The 19,242-nt window shown below is 68.7% G+C and carries 15 protein-coding genes, 3 tRNA genes and 1 pseudogene; 11 read left to right on the forward strand and 8 right to left on the reverse strand.

Annotated elements, in window-relative coordinates; all coding sequences use genetic code 11:
- The 4 genes and pseudogenes from VJT49_RS17825 to VJT49_RS17840 all read left to right on the forward strand — a co-directional run.
- On the forward strand, window positions 1-1,050 hold the full coding sequence (locus VJT49_RS17825) for a 3-oxoacyl-ACP synthase III family protein (RefSeq protein WP_324165964.1): 1,050 nt from the start codon (window positions 1-3) through the stop codon (window positions 1,048-1,050).
- 27 nt (window positions 1,051-1,077) lie between these two features.
- Entirely contained in the window at window positions 1,078-3,051 is a 1,974-nt protein-coding gene (locus VJT49_RS17830) for an AMP-binding protein (RefSeq protein ID WP_324165965.1), read from the forward strand.
- A 4-nt stretch (window positions 3,052-3,055) separates the two neighbouring features.
- Window positions 3,056-5,380, forward strand: a complete 2,325-nt coding sequence (locus tag VJT49_RS17835; protein ID WP_324165966.1) for an MMPL family transporter — start codon at window positions 3,056-3,058, stop codon at window positions 5,378-5,380.
- Window positions 5,381-5,461: 81 nt separating this feature from the next.
- A pseudogene (locus VJT49_RS17840) lies at window positions 5,462-6,351 on the forward strand (IS982 family transposase); the annotation flags it as partial.
- A gap of 27 nt (window positions 6,352-6,378) precedes the next feature.
- Here the strand turns inward: VJT49_RS17840 and VJT49_RS35295 are convergent.
- The 4 genes from VJT49_RS35295 to VJT49_RS17855 all read right to left on the reverse strand — a co-directional run bounded on the left by VJT49_RS35295 (window position 6,379) and on the right by VJT49_RS17855 (window position 8,831).
- Window positions 6,379-7,113, reverse strand: a complete 735-nt coding sequence (locus VJT49_RS35295; protein ID WP_414636009.1) for a helix-turn-helix transcriptional regulator — start codon at window positions 7,111-7,113, stop codon at window positions 6,379-6,381.
- A gap of 462 nt (window positions 7,114-7,575) precedes the next feature.
- Window positions 7,576-7,666 (reverse strand) — tRNA-Ser (locus tag VJT49_RS17845).
- A gap of 118 nt (window positions 7,667-7,784) precedes the next feature.
- Window positions 7,785-7,857: transfer RNA gene (locus VJT49_RS17850), tRNA-Gly, on the reverse strand.
- A gap of 788 nt (window positions 7,858-8,645) precedes the next feature.
- Window positions 8,646-8,831 carry a hypothetical protein gene (locus tag VJT49_RS17855; RefSeq protein ID WP_324165967.1) on the reverse strand — a complete coding sequence of 62 codons (186 nt, stop codon included), beginning with the start codon at window positions 8,829-8,831 and terminating at the stop codon, window positions 8,646-8,648.
- 113 nt (window positions 8,832-8,944) lie between these two features.
- On the opposite strand from VJT49_RS17855, the gene mscL reads away from it, so the two are divergent.
- The 4 genes from mscL (at window position 8,945) to VJT49_RS17875 (ending at window position 11,700) form a co-directional block, all read left to right on the forward strand.
- Window positions 8,945-9,388: a large-conductance mechanosensitive channel protein MscL gene (gene mscL, locus VJT49_RS17860; RefSeq protein ID WP_324165995.1), complete on the forward strand. Its 444-nt coding sequence runs from the start codon at window positions 8,945-8,947 to the stop codon at window positions 9,386-9,388.
- 294 nt (window positions 9,389-9,682) lie between these two features.
- Window positions 9,683-10,417 carry a hypothetical protein gene (locus VJT49_RS17865; protein ID WP_324165968.1) on the forward strand — a complete coding sequence of 245 codons (735 nt, stop codon included), beginning with the start codon at window positions 9,683-9,685 and terminating at the stop codon, window positions 10,415-10,417.
- Window positions 10,414-10,734, forward strand: a complete 321-nt coding sequence (locus VJT49_RS17870) for a UBP-type zinc finger domain-containing protein (protein ID WP_324165969.1) — start codon at window positions 10,414-10,416, stop codon at window positions 10,732-10,734. The genes VJT49_RS17865 and VJT49_RS17870 overlap by 4 nt, the downstream gene beginning before the upstream one ends.
- 225 nt (window positions 10,735-10,959) lie before the next feature.
- Window positions 10,960-11,700 carry a hypothetical protein gene (locus tag VJT49_RS17875; RefSeq protein WP_324165970.1) on the forward strand — a complete coding sequence of 247 codons (741 nt, stop codon included), beginning with the start codon at window positions 10,960-10,962 and terminating at the stop codon, window positions 11,698-11,700.
- Here the strand turns inward: VJT49_RS17875 and VJT49_RS17880 are convergent.
- From VJT49_RS17880 to selD, 4 genes are all read right to left on the reverse strand, one after another.
- Window positions 11,697-13,586 (reverse strand): ArnT family glycosyltransferase, encoded by a 1,890-nt coding sequence (locus VJT49_RS17880; RefSeq protein ID WP_324165971.1) that lies wholly within the window; start codon window positions 13,584-13,586, stop codon window positions 11,697-11,699. The genes VJT49_RS17875 and VJT49_RS17880 overlap by 4 nt on opposite strands.
- 34 nt (window positions 13,587-13,620) lie before the next feature.
- Window positions 13,621-14,073, reverse strand: coding sequence for a CoA-binding protein (locus VJT49_RS17885; RefSeq protein WP_324165972.1), 453 nt, complete (start codon window positions 14,071-14,073; stop codon window positions 13,621-13,623).
- Window positions 14,074-14,250: 177 nt separating this feature from the next.
- Window positions 14,251-15,054, reverse strand: coding sequence for an AAC(3) family N-acetyltransferase (locus VJT49_RS17890; RefSeq protein ID WP_324165973.1), 804 nt, complete (start codon window positions 15,052-15,054; stop codon window positions 14,251-14,253).
- Between the two features lie 61 nt (window positions 15,055-15,115).
- The gene (selD, locus tag VJT49_RS17895; protein ID WP_324165974.1) at window positions 15,116-16,105 is read right to left on the reverse strand and encodes a selenide, water dikinase SelD; all 990 of its coding nucleotides are present in this window, start codon (window positions 16,103-16,105) and stop codon (window positions 15,116-15,118) included.
- 63 nt (window positions 16,106-16,168) lie between these two features.
- On the opposite strand from selD, the gene VJT49_RS17900 reads away from it, so the two are divergent.
- From VJT49_RS17900 to VJT49_RS17910, 3 genes are all read left to right on the forward strand, one after another.
- A tRNA-Sec gene (locus VJT49_RS17900) sits at window positions 16,169-16,263 on the forward strand.
- Complete coding sequence (selA, locus tag VJT49_RS17905) at window positions 16,263-17,543, forward strand: L-seryl-tRNA(Sec) selenium transferase (protein WP_324165975.1); 1,281 nt, start codon at window positions 16,263-16,265, stop codon at window positions 17,541-17,543. The genes VJT49_RS17900 and selA overlap by 1 nt, the downstream gene beginning before the upstream one ends.
- Window positions 17,531-19,237 carry a SelB C-terminal domain-containing protein gene (locus VJT49_RS17910; protein WP_324165976.1) on the forward strand — a complete coding sequence of 569 codons (1,707 nt, stop codon included), beginning with the start codon at window positions 17,531-17,533 and terminating at the stop codon, window positions 19,235-19,237. Before selA ends, VJT49_RS17910 begins: the two co-directional genes overlap by 13 nt.
- The last annotated feature ends 5 nt before the right edge of the window (window positions 19,238-19,242 follow it).

Raw genomic sequence — 19,242 nt, forward strand, 5'->3', positions numbered from 1 at the left:
ATGAGATTTCTCGCGATCGAGCACGAATTGCCGTCGAACCAGGTCACCAACGACGAAGTTGTCGCGAACGTTCGGCAGGCCAGCGCCAGGAACCTCTCGGCCAGGGAACTGGACGTGGTCGAGGAAATGATGTGGGAGCTGTTCAAGTCGACGGGAACACGGGTTCGCTACCACCGGTCGGACGCGGAGCACGCCGTGGATCTCGCGGTCCGCGCGGGCCGCCGTGCACTGGACTCGGCCGGCCTTGATCCGCTCGACATCGACCTGCTGATCTACGTGGGCATCGGGCGGGGCATCGTGGAACCCGCCTCCGCGAACATCTACCAGGACCTGCTCGGACTGCGCGACGCAACCGCATTCGACGTGCTGGACGCCTGCGCCAGTTGGGTGCGCGCGCTCGAGTTGGCCCACCTCTTCCTGGCCAACGGCCGGTATCGCAACGTCATGATCATGAATGCCGAGTTCGCCGGCCGCGAGGTCCACCGGTACGAACTGGGCTCGGTCGAGGAGTTCGCGCACTGGCACCCGTCGGTCACCATCGGCGAGGCGGCTACCGCGACCATTGTCACCGGTTCCGGCCCCGATCATCAGTTCGCGACGGATTTCCGCACCTGGGGTGAGAAGCGGGATCTTTGCTTCGTGCCGCTGCCGAACTTCGACGGCTACTTCGGCAAGCCGGTGAATCTCGCCGGCGAGGTCGTTCCGCTCCAGTTCGTCTCCTTCGGCCTGCGCCTGATGGAGTTCGGTACCAGGAAGCTGGTCGAACACTACCGCACCCGCCCGCAGTTCAAGGAGTTCGGCCCCGACATCGTGTTCGGCCATGCCGCGAGTGACGGTATGAGCGAGTACGTGACGAAGGCTTGCGGCATCGACCGGACGAAATTTCAGTTCGGACACGCGCGGCACGCGAACACCGTTTCGGCATCGGTGCCATTGGCGATGTCGGAAGCGCTGAAGGCAGGGATGCTCAAGGACGGTGACCGGGTTCTCGTACTGGTCGCGTCGGCCGGGGTCACCACCGCCTTGACCAAGTTCGTGTTCCGCAACTAGGTGGTTTCTCAGGGGAGGACGACAACCATGGACCGAAACCAGATATTCGCCAAGATCGACCAAATCGTGAGCACGCTGGACGATGTTTCCGATTCCGTACCCATCCGGTTCGACGACACCTCGTTCAAGGCGTACGGGCTGACCTCGCTGCAACAGATGGAGCTGGCCGTCCTGGTGGAGGACGAATTCGGCATCAAAATCTCCGACAGCGACGCCTTTGCCGCCACCTCCGTGGTCCGGCTGGTTGATCTCATCGAGCGGAAAGTGGCTCCCGCGGCCGAGAAGCCGGTTCCACGCAATCTGCTCCGGGAGATTCACGCGACACTGCTCGGCACCGATTCCGGGATCACCTTTCTCGACCCCGATGCCGGCGATGTCACCATCTCGTACCGGGGCTTTCTGCGGATGAGCGCCTGGCTGGGGCAGAAGCTCCCGATGGGCGAGCCGGACCGGCCGCGCACACTTGTCATCGCGGCCAGCAATCCGCTGCCCACCCTGTTGGCCTTCTTCGCCGCGCTCGGCCTCGGCGCGCGGCCACTGATCATTCCCGGCCCCAAGGCCCTCGGCGGGGTGGCGCCGTTCGTCGAGCGGATGACGCACACGCTGAGCCGGTTTCCCGGCTATTGCGCCCTCGCGTTGGAGCACGGCCTGATCTCCGACGAGGTGCGGTTGCCCGACGTGCCGGTCATACCGTTGTCGCCGGTTTCCACCGACTACGGCGAGTCGGACGTGGACGCGATCGTCGCGGAGTTGTCCGCCGGTGGCGACGACGTGGCCTTTCTCCAGATGACCAGCGCGTCGACCGGGGCCGGAAAACTGGTCGCCATCTCCCACGCCAACGCCTGCGCCAACCTGACCGCGCTGGGCGAGGGGCTGGCCTTCGGACCAGGAGACCGAATCGGCAGCTGGTTGCCGCTCTACCACGACATGGGCCTGGTCGGCACGACGCTGTGCGGTTTCTTCCACGGCCTCCCGCTGGGCATCATGAAGCCGACCGATTTCATCCGGAGGCCCTACCGATGGCTCGACATGCTCAGCCGGCTGGGCAGCACTATCACGGCGGCGCCCAACTTCGGTTATGACTACGCCGCACGTACCGTGTCCGACCGGCAAATCAAGGATATCGACCTCTCCCGGTTGCGGTGTGCGGTGATCGGTGCGGAACCCATCCGCTTGGCCACGCTGCGTGGTTTCGTCGACAGGTTCGCCCCGTGCGGCCTGCGTGCCGAGGTGCTGACCTGTAGCTACGGCATGGCCGAGGCGACACTGGGCACCGCCATGCTGCGTCCGGGAAACGCGCCGAGGTACCTGCTCGTGGACGTGGCCAAGGTCGATATTGGTGCGCCGGTGCGGATTCTCGGTGGGGGCGAGTTGGGTTCCGGCACGGCCGCGGACGACGAGGGGCCGGGTGTCGCCGTTTTCTCCAATGGACCGGCCTTGCCGGCAATCACCATCGAACTCGTTGACGAGGACGGCGCACCGCTGTCCGGGGACGGGGTGCTCGGCGAGTTCGCGCTGCGCGGTCCCAGCGTGTCCGTCGGCTATTTCGACTCCGTGACCGCCGCACCCGTGTCCTTTGCGGACGGTGTGTTCCGCACCGGCGACCTCGGCTTCGTGCAGGACGGCGACGTGTTCATCCTGGAACGTTCGAAGCACGTCATCATCCGCAACGGCCAGAACTTCCTCGCCTCGCTGCTGGAGGCAAGGATCGCCCAGTTGCTGGACCGGCCGGAGCATGAGCTCATCGTGCTGGACACGGATGTGCGCGACCCGCGCAGCCACATCATCGCTGTGGTGGAGAATTTCGCGGGCGTGGCCCAGCTCACCACCGAGCAGAAGGCCGCGCTACGCGATCTTGACCTGCCCATCGACGCGGTGCTGTTCAGCCGCAAACGGATCATTCCACGCACGACCAGCGGCAAGAAGAAATACCACGAAACCCGGCGGCGGCTGGCCGCGCGCATCCGGCCGGGCAGCCAGGAAATACGGCTCAAGGAATGATCCGATGACGCGACAACCACCACCTCAGCCCCGCTCCGCGCTGGGCCGGTGGGGCAGGACCATGGCTCGGCATCGCTGGCTCGTGCTGACGGTGTGGCTGTTGCTGCTGGTCACGGCCGGCGCGCTGTATCCGGTGCTGCAATCCCGGCTCGGCGTGCCGGACTACTCGGTTCGGGGTTCCGAATCCGCGCGGGCGCAGACACTGCTCGCGCAGCGGTTCCCCGAACTGGGCGACGAGCAGGACGTGCTGGTTTTCCGGTCGAGTCGTTACCCGGCCACGTCCGAGCCCTTCCGGCAGTTCGTTACCACGGTGCTGGACACCGTGCGGAACGACTCGGACGTGACCGCGGTGGTGGGGCCGTACGATCCCGCGGCCGTGGGGCAACTCTCCTCGTCCGGCCAAGTGGCGTTGGCGCTGGTCGGGCTGCGCGGGAGTGAAGCGGTCCGAGCCACGACCGTGCAGCACATCCAGGACCGGGTCCGCGCGCAGGCCGCGGGCGGAGTGGTCGACGCGTACCTCACGGGTTCGTCCCCACTCAACAACGACCTGGCCAAGGTCGAACTGCGGGACCAGGAAGTCGCCGAGGGCATCGGCATCCCGGTCGCACTGGTGATCCTGCTGCTCGCGCTCGGCGGCCTGGTCGCGGCCGCGTTGCCGGTGGGTCTGGCGCTGGCCGGCGTGCTGACCTGCCTCGGCGTGCTGGCCGGGCTGACCGGTCCGCTGCATCTCGACCAGTTCGTCACGGTGATCACCACCATGATCGGTCTCGGTGTCGGCATCGACTACGCGTTGTTCGTGGTCAGCCGGTTCCGCGAGGAGTTGGCCCAGGGCCGGGCCCGCGACGGCTCCGGCCGCGCGGTCGTGGACGAGGCGATTAGTACGGCACTGCGCACATCCGGCCGCACGATCGTGGTGTCCGGCCTGATCGTGATCGTCGCACTGGGCGCGATGGCGGTGATCGACGGACACATCTTCACCGAGATCGCGGTGGCCGCCGGCCTGGTGGTCGGCTGCTGCCTGCTGGCCGGCCTCACCCTGCTGCCGGCACTGCTCGCGGTGCTCGGCGACCGGGTGAACAGCCTGGCACTGCCGCGCCGCTTCCGGCCGGTGGTCGTCACCAAGGACGGCCGGCTGATGTCCGGCCGGTGGGCGGGCTGGGCCAGGTTCGCGCTGACCCGGCCGTTCCGGCTCGGCGTGCCGGCACTGCTCGTGCTGGTGCTGCTGGGATTGCCCACGACAGCCATCCGGCTGGGCTTCGACCTTGGGTTGTCCTCCCTGGAGAAAACCCCGTCCGGTCAGGGCGCCCAGATCGTGGCCGCGGCGTTCCATCCCGGCGTGGTCGGGCCGGTGCAACTGGTCGGCTGCACCACAAGGGGCGCTCTGAGCACCACCGATCTGGACGCGGTCAGCAGGCTGACCGCCTCCGCGCGCGCGGACCCCGCGGTCGCCCAGGTCGCGTCCGTCACCGATGTGCTCGACCAGCAACTCGGCGGACACACGGTCACTGACCTGCGACTTGCCACCGCGAATCCGGCCTTGGCCGCGATCCTGGCCAGAATGGTCGACCCTGCCGGGCAGTGCGTGGTCCTTACCGTGGTGCCCGCGCACGCCGTGGATTCGCCGGCCGCCAGTGCGCTGGTCACCGCGCTGCGTCAGGACCTGGTGCCACGCGCGCTCGCCGGGGCGGGCATGGACGTGCACGTCGGCGGGCTCACCGCCGCGTACCTGGATCTGTCCGCGGAAACCACCGACAAGCTGCCCCTGGTCATCGCCATCGTGCTCGGCCTGAGTTTCTGCTATCTGGTCGTGGTGTTCCGCAGCCTGCTGCTGCCGTTGACCGCCGTGGCACTGAACCTGCTGGTCACCGCGGCGGCGTTGGGGCTGACGGTGTTCGTCTTCCAGCAAGGGCACGGCGCCGGGGTGCTTGGTTTCACCAGTGTCGGGTCGTTGCAGGCATACCTGCCGGTCGCGCTGTTCGCGCTGCTGTTCGGCCTGTCCATGGACTACGAGGTGTTCCTGGTCCGCCGTATTCAGGAGGAGTGGCTCGACAGCGGGGACAACACGCACGCGGTGACCACGGCATTGGATCGCACCGCCCGGCAGATCAGCGCGGGGGCGGCCATCATGGTGGCGGTATTCGGCAGCTTCCTGGCCGCCAACGTGCTGGAGCTCAAGCAGTTCGGGTTCGGCCTCGCGGTCGCGGTGCTGCTGGACGCCACCGTGGTGCGCATGGTGTTGGTGCCCAGCTTGATGGGGCTGTTGGGCCGGGCCAACTGGTGGCTGCCCGACGGACTGGTCCGGCTGCTGCCGCCCGCGCGACTGGAATAGCCTAAATGATTGATGCGGTGAAGATCATGTGAAGAGGGACCCGGTGGGGTGATGTGGGCGGAGGATGTTCAAGATCAAAGCGTGACCAAGGAACTGAACACCCTCCTAATGACGGCACTCTACGTGTTGATCGACGACCACGTTGTCCCGCCTCGTACTGGGCGGGGAACTGACCCGATCTCACCGACAGTGAACTGATCTGTTTGGCCGTTGCCCAGGTGATCCTGGGCTATCACCAGGAACGCCGCTGGGTTCGCCACGTTCACGCCACGCCCGAACTGCTGGGCATGTTCCCCGACATGCTCACCCAGTCCGGCTACCACCGGCGACTCAAGACCGCGCAACCGTTGCTCTGCAAGGCAATCCTGCCACTGGCTGCCTGTAGCCCGTCCTGGTTCGATGATCTGTGGATCACCGACGCCACCCCGGTTCCCTGCGGCATGTCGAGGGAAACGGTGAAACGTTCCGACCTGGCCGGCCACGCCAGTTACGGTTACTGCGCGTCACACTCGCGGTGGTATTGGGGCCTGAAGCTCTACCTCGTGTGCGCCGGGGACGGGATGCCGATCATGTGGTGCCTGGCCAACCCCAAGATCGGCGAACGAGAAGGGCTCGCCGCCTTGCTCGACCGCAACCACCACCTCATCCGTGAGGGCCAGATCCCCTTGACCGACAAGGGTTTCTCAGGAAAACCGCGCCAGAAACTCGCCGAGTCGAGGGGACTGCGACTGCTGCGCCCGGACCGCAAGGACGAGACCTACCGCAACGGCAACCTCGGCGGTGTGCGGCAGTGGATCGAGTTGGTCAACCAGACCCTCAAAGGCCGGCTCGACCTGGAACGACACGGTGGCCGCACCCCAGCCGGGGTGTTCACCCGCATCGCCCAGCGCCTGCTGGCCATGGTCGCCGGCATCTGGCACAACTGGGAAACCAGCGTGACCAGCCAACGATCACTCACCGCCTTCGATCACCAACACCAACGTCACCGCATCAATCATCTAGACGAGACCGAGCGCGGTGGCCTGCTCCACGGCCTTCAACCGGTTGCGCGCCTCCAATTTGGACAGAAGGTGGCGCATGTGATACTCGATGGTGTTCTCGCTGACATGCAGCACCTCGGCGATCTCCCGGTTCGACATGCCCCGGAACAGGTGGTTCAACACCTCGGTCTCCCGCCGTGTCAGCTTGGGTCTCGGTCGTTGTGCGCGGATGTGGCGGACCCGGTGGAAGCTGCGGTGCACCACGCTGACCTCGAGATCGGAGTCCACTTCCAAGGCGGAGAGCACCTGCGTGACCGAGGCCGACGAATCAAGGTATGCGTCGCAACCGCGGCGCAACCAGCTCTCACAGCGGTGCCAGTCATTGGTCCGGCCCAGCAACGCCAGTCGGATCGCCGGCCGCTCCGCCCTCGCCACGTGCACGGCGCGTTGCACATCGTAGTCATCGATCTCCAGTCCGATCAACAACCACTCCGGCTGACAGGACTGCACCATGGTCGACAATTCGTCGAGACGACCGCAGCGCAGTATGCCGACAGCGGTCGCGAGGGCGCCCCCGTCGTGCGTTGATGCGGACTGCCATCCCCCGAGCAGCAGGATCGGCCGCTCGCGCCGAGCGATCCCGCCTGGGGACAACAATCTTCGGGCTTCCATGGCGTGCTTGGACACGATCCTCCCCCAGCTTGCTGCGCACTTGTTCGGCGTTGCGCGACAGTGCGCGGCCTGGTACGCCATCGACGCCAGCGGCGATGATCAATTGGTGCAGGTATACGGCCCAACCGGGGCGTCCCACCTTATGCCCATTTTGACAAGCTCCGGGCGGCATTGGTTCCGCTGTTTCGCCTAATTGCGCCGTATGAGACGCCTGCGGCGTTCTCAGCATCTTCCCCGGCAGCCCGCGGGCCGGCCGGCCTGGTCCGGCGGCGTTGCTCGTTCGGCTGCGCACGGAGGGTCGTGCACGATGTACGGATCGACCGCGCATCTATTGACGAAAAGACAATTAATCGTCGGATACGTACTGTCCCGTCAAGAAAACGCAGGGTCAAAGAAATTGGGCGTACCGCCAATCCTGACCACCCCGGCCGCCAAAAGGTTTATCGATCTTCCGGTAAAATGTGCGCGATGAAATCGGACCCGACGAGTTGCGCGCGAGCGTGACCTGTGACCGCTGACTGAACTCCCCGGCGGGGTGTGGAGCGGCAGGTGCGGGAATCGAACCCGCGAGGGCCGGTGACCCGTCCCCTGACCGCTTTCGAACCGGCTGCCGCGCCAACTTGGCTTACCTTCCCCGCGACCGTCCGCGGAGGTGGAGGGATCCGAACCCCCAGGGGTCCTCGTGACCCTGACTCCATTCAGGGCGGCTGCCGCTGCCACATCGGCTGACACCTTCAGGTGTTGCTGTGCCGAGCGGATGACGGGATTCGAACCCGTGGCTTCCGCCGTGGCAAGGCGGCGCTCTGACCTCTGAGCTACATCCGCGGTGGGGCGTCCCCGGCCCGCGGCGGGCCGGGGACGATCGGTGATCACACCGCCGGGGCGGTGTGGAGTTCGGTCCAGCTGGGGACGCGGGGAGTGATGCGCAACCGCATGCCCACCTCCTCGGGCAGGTGGTCGGCCTTGCGTGCGTTGCGACTGCGCGAGTTGCCGCCGCACGCCGCGACCGTGTCGAGCCACGACGTTCGCTCCCCGCCCCGCGACAGCGGAAGGACGTGCGAGCATCCGTACCGCGTGCGGCACGGACACGACCTGTAGCGGCTCGTAGGACGCGTTGAGCACAAGGACGCTCGGTGTTGCGCCTCGTGAAATCTTCGGTGACTCCTCCGCGAGCACCCGGAACAACCCCGCGGTCGCGTGCACGTTTCGTCACCTGGTGTTCGGCAATCACCGCCCTGCCTCACCGGGACGGCCCGTTCACACAGGCCGGTCTGCTCCACTGCCGAATTGTCAATGATCCGCACCTCCTCCGGAAATGGGATGGCACCGGCGGGAGAAGTCCGGAAACGATTTTGAAGACCGTTCCGCCGTCGAAGATCGCCGATCCGAAGAATCTTTTTCGTGGTGCACGAAACAGTAAAAGCCGCTCGGATCGGTTTCCCGATGGGCGGCTCCCGGACCTGACGAGATGTTACGTCATGGTGGGGAGCCTGGGCCGCTCGGCGACTTGCCTTCCAGCCACGGAAAGGAGTTGCCGTGCTCGGCCGGCGGATGAACGGCAGCGATCGTGGCACCGAAACGGCGGCGCCGCGATTCTCGCTTCCACATCTCCGTCATGGCATTCTTCCTTCCCGTGTGCCTTCATGATCGCTGCGCCCGCGGCAGGCGTCAATCATATTTTCCGTGGACAGGATCGTTTCGCGGCGGCGCAGCGCTGCCCCGACTTCGTTGTCCGGTTCCGTGCGGCACAGCGTGACGTCGTATTCGTGGACCAGGTCGTGCCGGTGAAACCGTGCCACCAGGCGACACTGCCGATAACCGGCAACCGGGGCGGACCTGTGACTACCATGCTGCGGTGATGGAAGCCAGGGATCACCCGGCGTCCGGCCACCGGCCGGAGAAGGAGGAGGTTGTGCTCAAAGGGTTCAAGGACTTCATCTCCCGCGGCAACGTCATCGAGCTGGCCGTCGCGGTGGTGATCGGCACCGCATTCACCGCGATCGTCACCGCCTTCACCAACGGAATCATCAAGCCGTTCATCAACGCCCTCGGCGGTGTCCAGGTGGCGCAGGGCCTGGGCTTCCAGGTGTTGTCGGGCAAGGAATCCACGTTCGTCGACTTCGGCGGCGCGATCAACGCGGTGGTCAACTTCCTGCTGGTCGCCGCCGTCATCTACTTCATCTTCGTGCTGCCGATGAACAAGCTCAGAGAACGCCGCCGCCGTGGCGAGGAACCCGGTCCGGCCGAACCCGCCGACGTCGAACTGCTCAAGGAGATCCGCGACCTGCTCAAGCAGCTCCAGCCGGCTGAAGCCGGCACACACCAGCCGGACGGGGCCGAGTCGCGGCGAGCGTAATGGGGGTGTCCTTGTGTGGGCCTGGCCACTGCCGCGGCATTGGCACCAACCCGGCCGGGGAGGGGTGTGGCGCTTTCCTGGCCCTGGGCGTCCAGCGGGCACGCTGCGGCTCGACCGCGGCGTCGATCGCGTCCAGGATGTCGGCGACGACCAGGTCGTAGATCTGCCCGGCGGACAGCCCGCGCTCGGCCATGGCCCGCGCCAGTGCCGGATACTGCTCGTCGGCGGCGGAAAAGCCGCTCGTCCTCGGGATCGCGGCTTGATGGACGGGAGTGGCGGGCATAGCGTCATGGGGTGACGGATTTCGGCGGCCTTCCGGCTGCCTTCGTGCGGACCAGGGACGTGTTGCACCGGATCGCGGCGCATGTGCTCGCGCGGCGTCGCCACGAGGTCACCGGACGTCTCGGGTTGCGGGCCTGCCCTGGCGGGTTCGGTACTCCGGCGTTCGGTGACGGCCCGGAGACGCTTCGTGTCGCCGGGGGTTTCGTTGTCCGCGAACGGCATGGTGACTGCGCGTACCTGCCGATCGGCGGATCGGCAATGCGGGCACTGGCCGCCTTCGCCGGGACGGACATCACGACTGAGTTCGCGGCAGGCGCGGACACGCCGCCATCAGGTGACATCGACGAACCGTTCATTGTGGACAGTTCTTCGCTCCGCATTCTGGCTGACTGGTACGCGCTCGGCTGGCGAGTCCTCGACGAGGTATTCGCCGCGGTCCCCGCGACCGCCGAACCGGCCGTGATTCAGTTGTGGCCCGAGCATTTCGACGCCGGCACGAGCGTGGGGGCCGGGCCAGGCGGGCGGGTGAACCTCGGGGCGTCGCCGGGTGATGCCCACAGTGCCGAGCCGTATCTTTACGTCGGCCCGTGGGGGCCCGAACGGCCTGGCGATCCCGAGTTCTGGAACGCGCCGTTCGGCGCCACGCTGACCCTGTCCACTTTGTACAAGGATGCCGACCCCGTCGCGGCCGGGGTGGAGTTTCTCCGGGAAGGGCTGCGGCGGGTAACGGAAGGGAGCGGCACATGATCGGATATGTGGTGGCTGGCGACGCCGAGGGCAAGCCGACCAGTGACACATGCGCGCACCTCGGCGCGGTCGCGGACGTTTCGCCCAGTACGACCGCGGGTTGCGAGGATTGCCTGCGGGAGGGCACACGGTGGGTGCACCTGAGGGAATGCCTCGAGTGCGGGCACATCGGGTGCTGCGACAACTCGCCGCGGCGCCATGCGACCGGTCACTGGCATGCGACCGGTCACCCACTGATCCGCTCGTTCGAGCCCGGCGAAAGCTGGGCCTGGTGTTACTCCGACGAGTTGCTCCTGACGCCGGCCGCCGCCGGCTGACCCCGTGCTGTGGACAACTTGGCGGGTTGTGCACAACCTTGTGGATGAGCAGGCGCGATCGAGCCGCGGGCCACTGGCCGGCCGGAACGTGAGGTGTGATCCTTATGCGAGCGCGTCCCGGTTCGCCAGGGTTTCGCATATTGTGCCCCGGAAGCGAAATGGCCGGTTTACGATGCCGGACAGCCGGCGGATCGTCCGGCCACGACGTCACTTAGGGGAAGCCACATGACCTATCCGCCTCCGCCCGGCCAGTACCCCGGCTCCGGCGGGTTACCGCAACAGCCGGGCCAGTACCCCTCGGCGTCGCCCGTGTATCCGGGCGGCAACGACCCGGAGTTGTTGGCGAAGCCGAGCGGTGGCACCGCGATCGCCGCGGGTGTCCTCGGCATCCTCGGTGCGCTCTTCGGCGCGATCTTCGCGATCATCAACTTCGGTTCCACCAAGAATCTCGCGGGCAGCGAAATCTCTTGGGTCGTGTGGATGCAGGCGGCCGCCTACGTGATCGAGGCGGTCACGCTCGGCCCCGGCTCGATCATGCTCTTCATGCGCAAGAGCGCCGGCCGCTGGCTGGTACTCGCCGGCAGCCTGGTGCACATCGCGCAGGCCTTCATCGCGCTGATCACGGTGCTCTCGCTGGGTTACGCGCCGGCGAACGTGTCTTCGGCGGAAGCCGCCGGAGCCAGCACAGGTGGCCTGCTCGTCGTGCTGTCTCCGGCGATCGCGACCGTGATCCTCACGCTGCTCCCGCTCACCGGGCGATGGCTCGCGTGGGGTGACAAGCAGTCCACGCAGTCGCCGTCCTACGGTTCGCCGCAGGCTTACGGTCAGCAGCCCGGTTACGGCCAGCCCCAACAACCTGGTTATGGCCAGCCGCCCCAGCAGCCCGGTTACGGCCAGCCGCCCCAGCAACCTGGTTACGGCCAGCAGCCGGGGGGCCAGGGCCAGCCTCCGCAGAACTGGTCCTAGCCGCAGTCGAACAGGAGGCCCGCCGAAGCGGCGTCCGGCCCGATGACGGCGGGAGGAACCTTTGCGCAGGTCCGATTCACCCAGCCGACGCGAGCGGAGATCTGCGCCCCACTGTTCCGTGTCCCGGTCTGTTGCCCGAAGTGGAGAAACACCTCGGGCAACAGCACGAACCGGACCCTTCCGGCGTGCACCCACGCGGCGAGTCGCGCGGCCGTCGGCGCGGGGTCGAGGCCGAGGTAGCCACCCAGCGCGGCCACCCGGGCGCCGGTGTTGACGAGGTAGGGATCGGCACCGTAGGTACCACCTTCGACCGCCAGCGTGATCGGCGCGTTCGGGTCCCGCGCGGTGACGTAGGCGAGGACCTGCCGCTGCCCCGCGGACAGCTCCGGGGCGGCGTCCATGAACCGGACGTAGGCGCGGGCCGCGTCGGCCGTGCCTCCCAGCGCGGCCCGCACCGTGGCGATTCCGTCCGATGTGGACGGTCCGGCGGACGGATCCCCGGCGGCGACCACGTCCGGGTGCGAGCCCGCGGTGGCCACGGCGAACGCGAGCGGACCGGTGATCATGGTTAGCGCGCCGGCCAGCGCCACCGGTGCCGGTGCCAGCCGCGGCAGCGCGCCGACCGCGGCGAGCACCCCGACGATCAGGATCGCGAAGCGCAGCCAGGGCAGCCAGTCCGGCGTCTGTTCCAGTAACACGAACGCGAGCACCGCGGTTCCGGCGATCGCCACCGACAGCAGCAGTCCCGCCCGTTCGCCGGCGCGGTACCACCGCCAGAGCGTGGTCAGCCCGGCCGCGGCCGACGCCGCCACACCCGGAGCAAGTGCACAGGTGTAGTAGGCGTGGAATATCCCACCCGCGAACGAGAACACCAGGCCGTAGCACAGCAGCCAGCCGCCCCACAGCAGCCATCCGGCACGCTGCGAGGGCGTCCCCGCGCGAGTGCGCAGCCAGGCCACGGCCGCGCCCAGAACCGACGCGAGGGCGACCGGCAGCAGCCAGGCGATCTGGCCACCGACCAGCGTGCCGAACAACCGAAGTGGTCCTGGACTCCCGCCGAAACTGAGGTCGAACACGCCGAGCGCGCCGGTGTCATTGCCGAGCACCCGGCCGAAACCGTTGTATCCGAAGATCAACTCCCAGATCGAGTCGGTACGCGTGCTGCCGACGAACGGCCGGTCCGGCGACAGGCTGACCAGCAACGGCCAGGACATCGACACCGCGAAGGTGACCGCGGCGGCGAGCACCAACTGCCACGCCTTTCGCCCGCGGCCGACCGGCGCGGCGAGGTAGGCCAGTGCGAACGCGGGCAGCACGACCCATGCGGCGAGCATCTTCGTCAGGAACGCCAATCCGACCAGCGCTCCCGCGGCTGCCGGCCAACCCGTCCGGCCCCCTTCCACCGCCCTGGTGACGCAGTAGGCCGCGAGCAGCAGGAGCAGCACGAGCAGGGCGTCCGGCTGCACGTCGCGGTCGATGGCCACGGTCACCGGCGACAGCGCGAGCAGGAGAGCCGCGAGCAACGCGGTGCGTTCCCCGGCCCAGCGCCGCACGGTCCGGTGCAGCACCAGCACCGACGCGACGCCTTCGGCAGCCTGAACCAGCGCCAGCAGCCACCAGTGATAGCCGAAGAGCCAGGCGACGGCGGCCTGCACCCAGAACGCCATCGGCGGTTTGTCGACGCTCACCACGCCCGCTGGGTCGTACCCCGCGAACAGGAAGGCCTTCGGGCTTTGCAGCATCGAATGCACGGCCGCCGCGTAGTACGGCTGCAACATCCGGTCGCCCAGCGACCAGCAGTAGAGCACCGCCCCGATCGCAAGCACCCCGGCCAGCGCCGCGATTTCCCAGCGGACGCGGCGTTTCTGAATCACCCCTGTGGTCATGCCACAACCACAGCGCGCCGCGAACGCGATGTCCTCAACCCCGAGGTGGACCCTGGGTGGGGCTTACTTCTTGGTGATCCTCCTTCTTGGTGATCCTTCCGAGCGCGCGGACAACCGCGGTGCAGCGGTCCTCGACGTAGTCGAGCCCGCCTTCCTCGGCGATCCGGCGGGCTTCGGCGGAGACGATGCCTTGCTGAAGCCACAGCGTCTTCGCCCCGATGGCCACGGCCTGCCGCGCGATCTCCGGCGCCTCCACCGGGGGCCGGAACACGTCGACGAGGTCGACCGGCTCGGGAATATCGGTCAGCGACCGGTACACCTTCTCGCCGAGCAACTCGTCAGCCGACGGGTGGACCGGGATGATCCGGAACCCCGCCGCCTGCAGGCTCGCCGGCACGGCATGCGCCGCCTTGCCGGGGTCACGGCTCAGCCCCACGACGGCGATGGTGTTCGCCGCGGTAAGGACATGTTCCGCGAGATCAGTCATTCTTGCGTCCTTTCCGCGTGTTTGCGTGCGTCCGCGATCGGGTCGCCAGGGCGGTGTCCGGGCGCTTGGGCCGCGTTGGGTGGAGGGGCGTCCTGCCGCCCCGGTAGCGGGGCTTCGCCGGGCGCGCTCGGTCGCCGGTTTGGCAAAGCGGCTCGGCGAAGGAAGGTCATGGTTTCGTCAACCAGGCCCGCTGGGCTCGAATTCCCATGCCAGGAGCTCGGTGAGCCTGCGCACGGCGAAGTCCACGAACGGGCGGACGGGCAGGAGCCGGCATGCCGTCCTGCCCACGATGGTTTCCCTGACGCCGAAACGCCGTTCGAAGTCTCGGCCCACGATGGGGAAGTAGGTGTCGTTGTCGTCGGCGACGTCGAGCGCTTCGCACCAGACACGCTGCCCGCGGTTCATCACCGGGAACCGCCGCAGCTTCAGCCGCGGATGCGGGGTGAGTGATTCGGCGTGGTGGAGGAAGCTGTTGCGGTTGTGCCCCACACCGATGAGCAGGATGGCGCCGCCGAGGTCGTACAGGTGCTCGAACGGTGAGGCACGGCCAAGGGCGAAGCCGAGCGGCTGCCCGGCGACGATCTGCCCGGCTCGCGCGCCCATCGCGGCCACCGAGGCCTGGGGATGCGAACTGCGTAACGCGCCGGGCAGGCAGCGGAGGGCTTCCGAAACCGCGCCCATGCTGGACGGCACATCATTGTGGAACGTGGGCACCGCGTCGCGCCGCTCGCGGAGGGCTGGATCCGGGACGCCGACATGGGCCGGGTCGGGATCGGTGACGTTCGGGGTGAAGGTGGGCACCACGATCGTGCCGGTGGGGCCGACAGCGTCGAGCAGGCTGTCCGCCACCGCCTTGGCGCCCCCGTCGACCGGGCCGAGGCCGGACAGCGACGAGTGCACGATCAGGTCCATGCCTTCGCCGACTCCCGCCCGGCGCCACTCCGCCGCCAGATCGTCGCAGGTCAGTGTGGACTGGTTCATTTGGTCTCCCCTCGTTGGTCCGACCGGCTCAGTCAACCACCGGGGTACGACAGTTTCGGGGTCAGCGGACGACGATGGCGTGCTCCCCGCGTGGCACCAGTTCGCCGATCACCGGCGCACCCGGGATCTCGCCGGCCAGCAGCAGTCCGCCGGAGGTCTGGGCGTCGGCGAGCAGCAGTGCCTCGTCCTCGCCGACGGCGGACAGGTCGGCATGAGGGCGAACCCAGTCGAGGTTGCGCCGGGTGCCCCCACTGACATACCCCTCGGCCAGCGCCGCCCGTGCGCCCTCCACATAGGACACTTTGGCCGAGTCGACGACCGCCGTCACCCCACTCGCCCTGGCGAGCTTGTACAGGTGGCCGAGCAGGCCGAACCCGGTGACGTCGGTGGCGCAGGTGATGCCCGCCGCCAGCGCGGCCCGCGAGGCGTCGGCGTTCAGCGTCGTCATCACCTCGATCGCGGCCTCGAACACCTCGCCCGTGGCCTTGTGCCGGGTGTTGAGCACGCCGGTGCCCAGCGGCTTGGTCAGCGAAAGCGGCAGGCCGGGGCGCCCGGAGTCGTTGCGCAGCAAGCGGTCCGGGGCGGCGACACCGGTGACCGCGAGCCCGTACTTGGGCTCCGGATCGTCGACACTGTGCCCGCCGGCGAGATGGCAGCCCGCCTCGTCACACACCGCGAGCCCGCCCCGCAGCGTCTCCGCGGCGAGTTCGAACGGCAGCAGCTCCCGTGGCCAGCCGAGCAGGTTGACCGCGACCACGGGCCGCCCGCCCATGGCGTACACATCGGACAGTGCGTTCGCCGCCGCGATCCGGCCCCAGTCGTACGGGTCGTCGACCACAGGCGTGAAGAAGTCGGTGGTGGCGAGCACCGCCAGGCCGGAGATCCGGACAGCGGCCGCATCGTCACCACTCTCCAGCCCGACCAGCAACTCGCCGAGCGGGTTCCGGGGACCGGCGCCGCTGAGGCCGCGCACCACGTCCTCCAACTCGCCCGGCGGGATCTTGCAGGCGCAGCCGCCGCCGTGCGCGTACTGGGTCAGTCGGTAGGCCATGCCCCTATGCTGCTCCGGTCGCACTCGGTTCGCCGAGTTGCGAGGATGGACCTCGTGATTCAGGGAGGCGTACCCGGCCTGGTGACCGGCGCGGTCTTCAAAACCGTTGAGCGGTGGACGCCGCCGCTGGCGGGTTCGATTCCCGTCCGCCTCCGCCATGACTGACGCGAGGCGGCGAGTGCCGCGGACCGACGCGATCCTGGCCCACCCCAGGCTCGTGGCGGCCGAACGCGTGCTCGGCCGGCGTCTGGTCAAGGCCGCGGTGACGGCCGCGCAGGAGCGGGTCCGGGCGGGGGAGATCGAGCCCGAGCAGGTCGCCGAGCAGGCCATCGCGGGTCTCCCCGCGAACGCGGCGAGCCTGCGGCGGGTGGTCAACGCGACCGGCGTCATCGTGCACACCAATCTCGGCCGCGCGCCACTCTCCGAGGCCGCGCTGGGTGCGGTGCGTGCCGCCAGTGGTACCACCGACGTCGAGTTCGACCTGGAGACCGGCCGCCGTGCCCGGCGTGGCCGCGGCGTCCTCGCGGCGCTGGCCGAGGCCGTTCCGGCCGCCGAGGCGGTGCACGTGGTCAACAACAACGCCGCCGCGCTCCTGCTCACCGCGCTGGCCTTGGCCCAGGGCAGGGAAATCGTGCTCAGCCGGGGTGAACTGGTCGAGATCGGCGACGGCTTCCGGATCCCGGAACTGCTCGCCTCCAGCGGCGCGCGCCTGCGCGAGGTCGGCACGACCAACCGCACCAGCCTGCGCGACTACACCGAAGCGATCGGTTCGGAAACCGCATTCGTGCTCAAGGTTCATCCGTCCAATTTCCGGGTCACGGGGTTCACTTCGGCGGTCGAGCCCGCGGAACTGGCGGGGATCGGTGTTCCACTGATCGTCGACATCGGGTCCGGCCTGCTCGCCCCGCATCCGCTGCTGCCGGGTGAGCCGGACGCGACGACCGTCCTGCGCGCGGGGGCGGACCTCGTCACGGCCAGCGGTGACAAGCTCCTCGGCGGCCCGCAGGCGGGGCTCATGCTCGGCGAGGCGGGGCTGATCGAACGGCTCCGGCGGCATCCGGCGGCTCGCGCGCTCCGGGTGGACAAGGTGACCCTCGCGGCGCTCGAGGCTACCCTGCGCGGGCCGGAGCCGCCGGTCGTCCGGGCGCTCAACGCGGACCAGGCCGGGCTGCGGGCCCGCGCGGAACTCATCGCGGCCAAGGTCCGCGGCGCGGAGGCCGTCGACTGCCCGGCCACGGTGGGCGGGGGTGGTGCGCCGGGGGTCGAACTGGCGAGCGCCGCGGTGAGCGTGCCCGAGTCGTGGGCCGCGCGGTTGCGTACCGGCGACCCGCCCGTGGTGGGCCGGATCGAGCGCGGCCGGTGCCTGCTGGACCTGCGCACGGTCGACCCCGGCGAGGACGAACTGCTTACGGCGGCGATGCTGCGATGTTCGTCGTAGCCACCGCGGGCCATGTCGACCACGGCAAGTCCACGCTCGTCCAACGGCTCACCGGCATGTGGCCCGACCGGCTGGCCGAGGAGCAACGCCGTGGCCTCACCATCGACCTCGGTTTCGCCTGGACCGAACTCCGCGGCGAACGGATCGCCTTCGTCGACGTGCCGGGCCACGAACGATTCGTCGCCAACATGCTCGCGGGCGTCGGACCGGTGCCCGCGGTGCTGTTCGTGGTGGCGGCGGACGAGGGCTGGATGCCGCAGTCGGCGGAGCACCTGGCCGCGCTGAACGCGCTCGGCGTGCGGCACGGGCTGGTGATGATCACCAAGACCGATCTCGCGGATCCCGCCCCCGCGGCGGAGCAGGCCCGGCAGGCCTTCGCGGGGACCACGCTTGCCGCCGCGCCCGTGGTGACCTCCCTCGACGAGCTGAGGTCCGGTCTCGTCGCACTGGTCGACGCGCTGCCACCACCCGATCTCGGCGCGGATGTCCGGTTGTGGATCGACCGGGCGTTCACCGTGCGCGGCGCCGGAACCGTGGTCACGGGGACGCTGGCGGCGGGCGCCATCCGGCTCGGCGACGTCCTTTCACATGGTGGTGAGCAGGTGAGTGTCCGGAATCTCCAGTCACTGGGCGAGGCTCGTGAGGAGGTCGAGGCCGTGGCGCGGGTAGCCGTCAACCTCCGCGGGGTCGACCGCCACCGCATCGGACGTGGCGACACGTTGCTCACCCCGGGTCGCTGGCTCACCACCGAGGAGGTGGATGTCGGGCTGCGCGCCACGGGCAAGCTGCATCGCGAGCTCGTGCTGCATGTCGGGTCGGCAGCCGTGCCGGTTCGGGTCCGGGCGCTGGGGACGCGGGCCGCGCGGCTACGGCTGGCCACCGGACTGCCGCTGCGCGTCGGCGATGTCGGGCTGCTGCGTGACCCCGGCGAACACCGCATCGCGGCCGGGATCGAGGTTCTCGACGTCCGCCCACCCGCGCTCGGCCGCCGGGGCGCCGCGCGGGCAAGGGCCGGGGAACTGGCGTCGGGACGAGTGCGGCCTCCGCCGTTCGTCAAGGCCGCGGAAGCCCGCGCGATGGGGTTGCGGGAAACGGGTGTCCGCGTCGGGGACTGGCTGGTGGATGAGCGAACCTGGGCGGAAACGCGGCGAAACGCGCTCGTCAGGTTCGAGGCCTGGTCCGCCGAACATCCGGTGGCGGCCGGGATGCCGCTCGAAGCGCTGCGCCATGAACTGGGCCTACCCGCCATCGAGCTGGTGCCGGATTTGCTTGCCGGAACCGGGCTGGAGATCGCCGACGGCCTCCTGCGGCGGCCCGGCGCAAGCCTGCCGCCGGACGTGGATCGCGCGTTGCGCCAGGTGGAACGACAGCTCGACGAAGAGCCGTTCCACGCGCCTGAAGCGGATGAACTCGCGCGCCTGGGTCTCGGCACGCGCGAACTCGCCGCCGCCGTCCGCTCCGGCCGTCTGACCAGGATCGCGGACGGAGTGGTGCTCGGACCGGACGCGCTGGACCAAGCCGTGGAAGTGCTTTCCGCGCTCCCGCGACCCTTCACGGTCAGCGAGGCACGCCGCGCCCTGGGCACCACGCGTCGTGTCGCCGTCCCGCTCCTCGAACGCCTGGACTCCCAACGCGTCACCGTCCGCCACCCTGACGGCACTCGCCGATTCGCGGGCCCCGTCGAACGGGGATAGCGTGG

The organism is Amycolatopsis sp., assembly GCF_035276945.1.
Lineage (GTDB): Bacteria > Actinomycetota > Actinomycetes > Mycobacteriales > Pseudonocardiaceae > Amycolatopsis_E.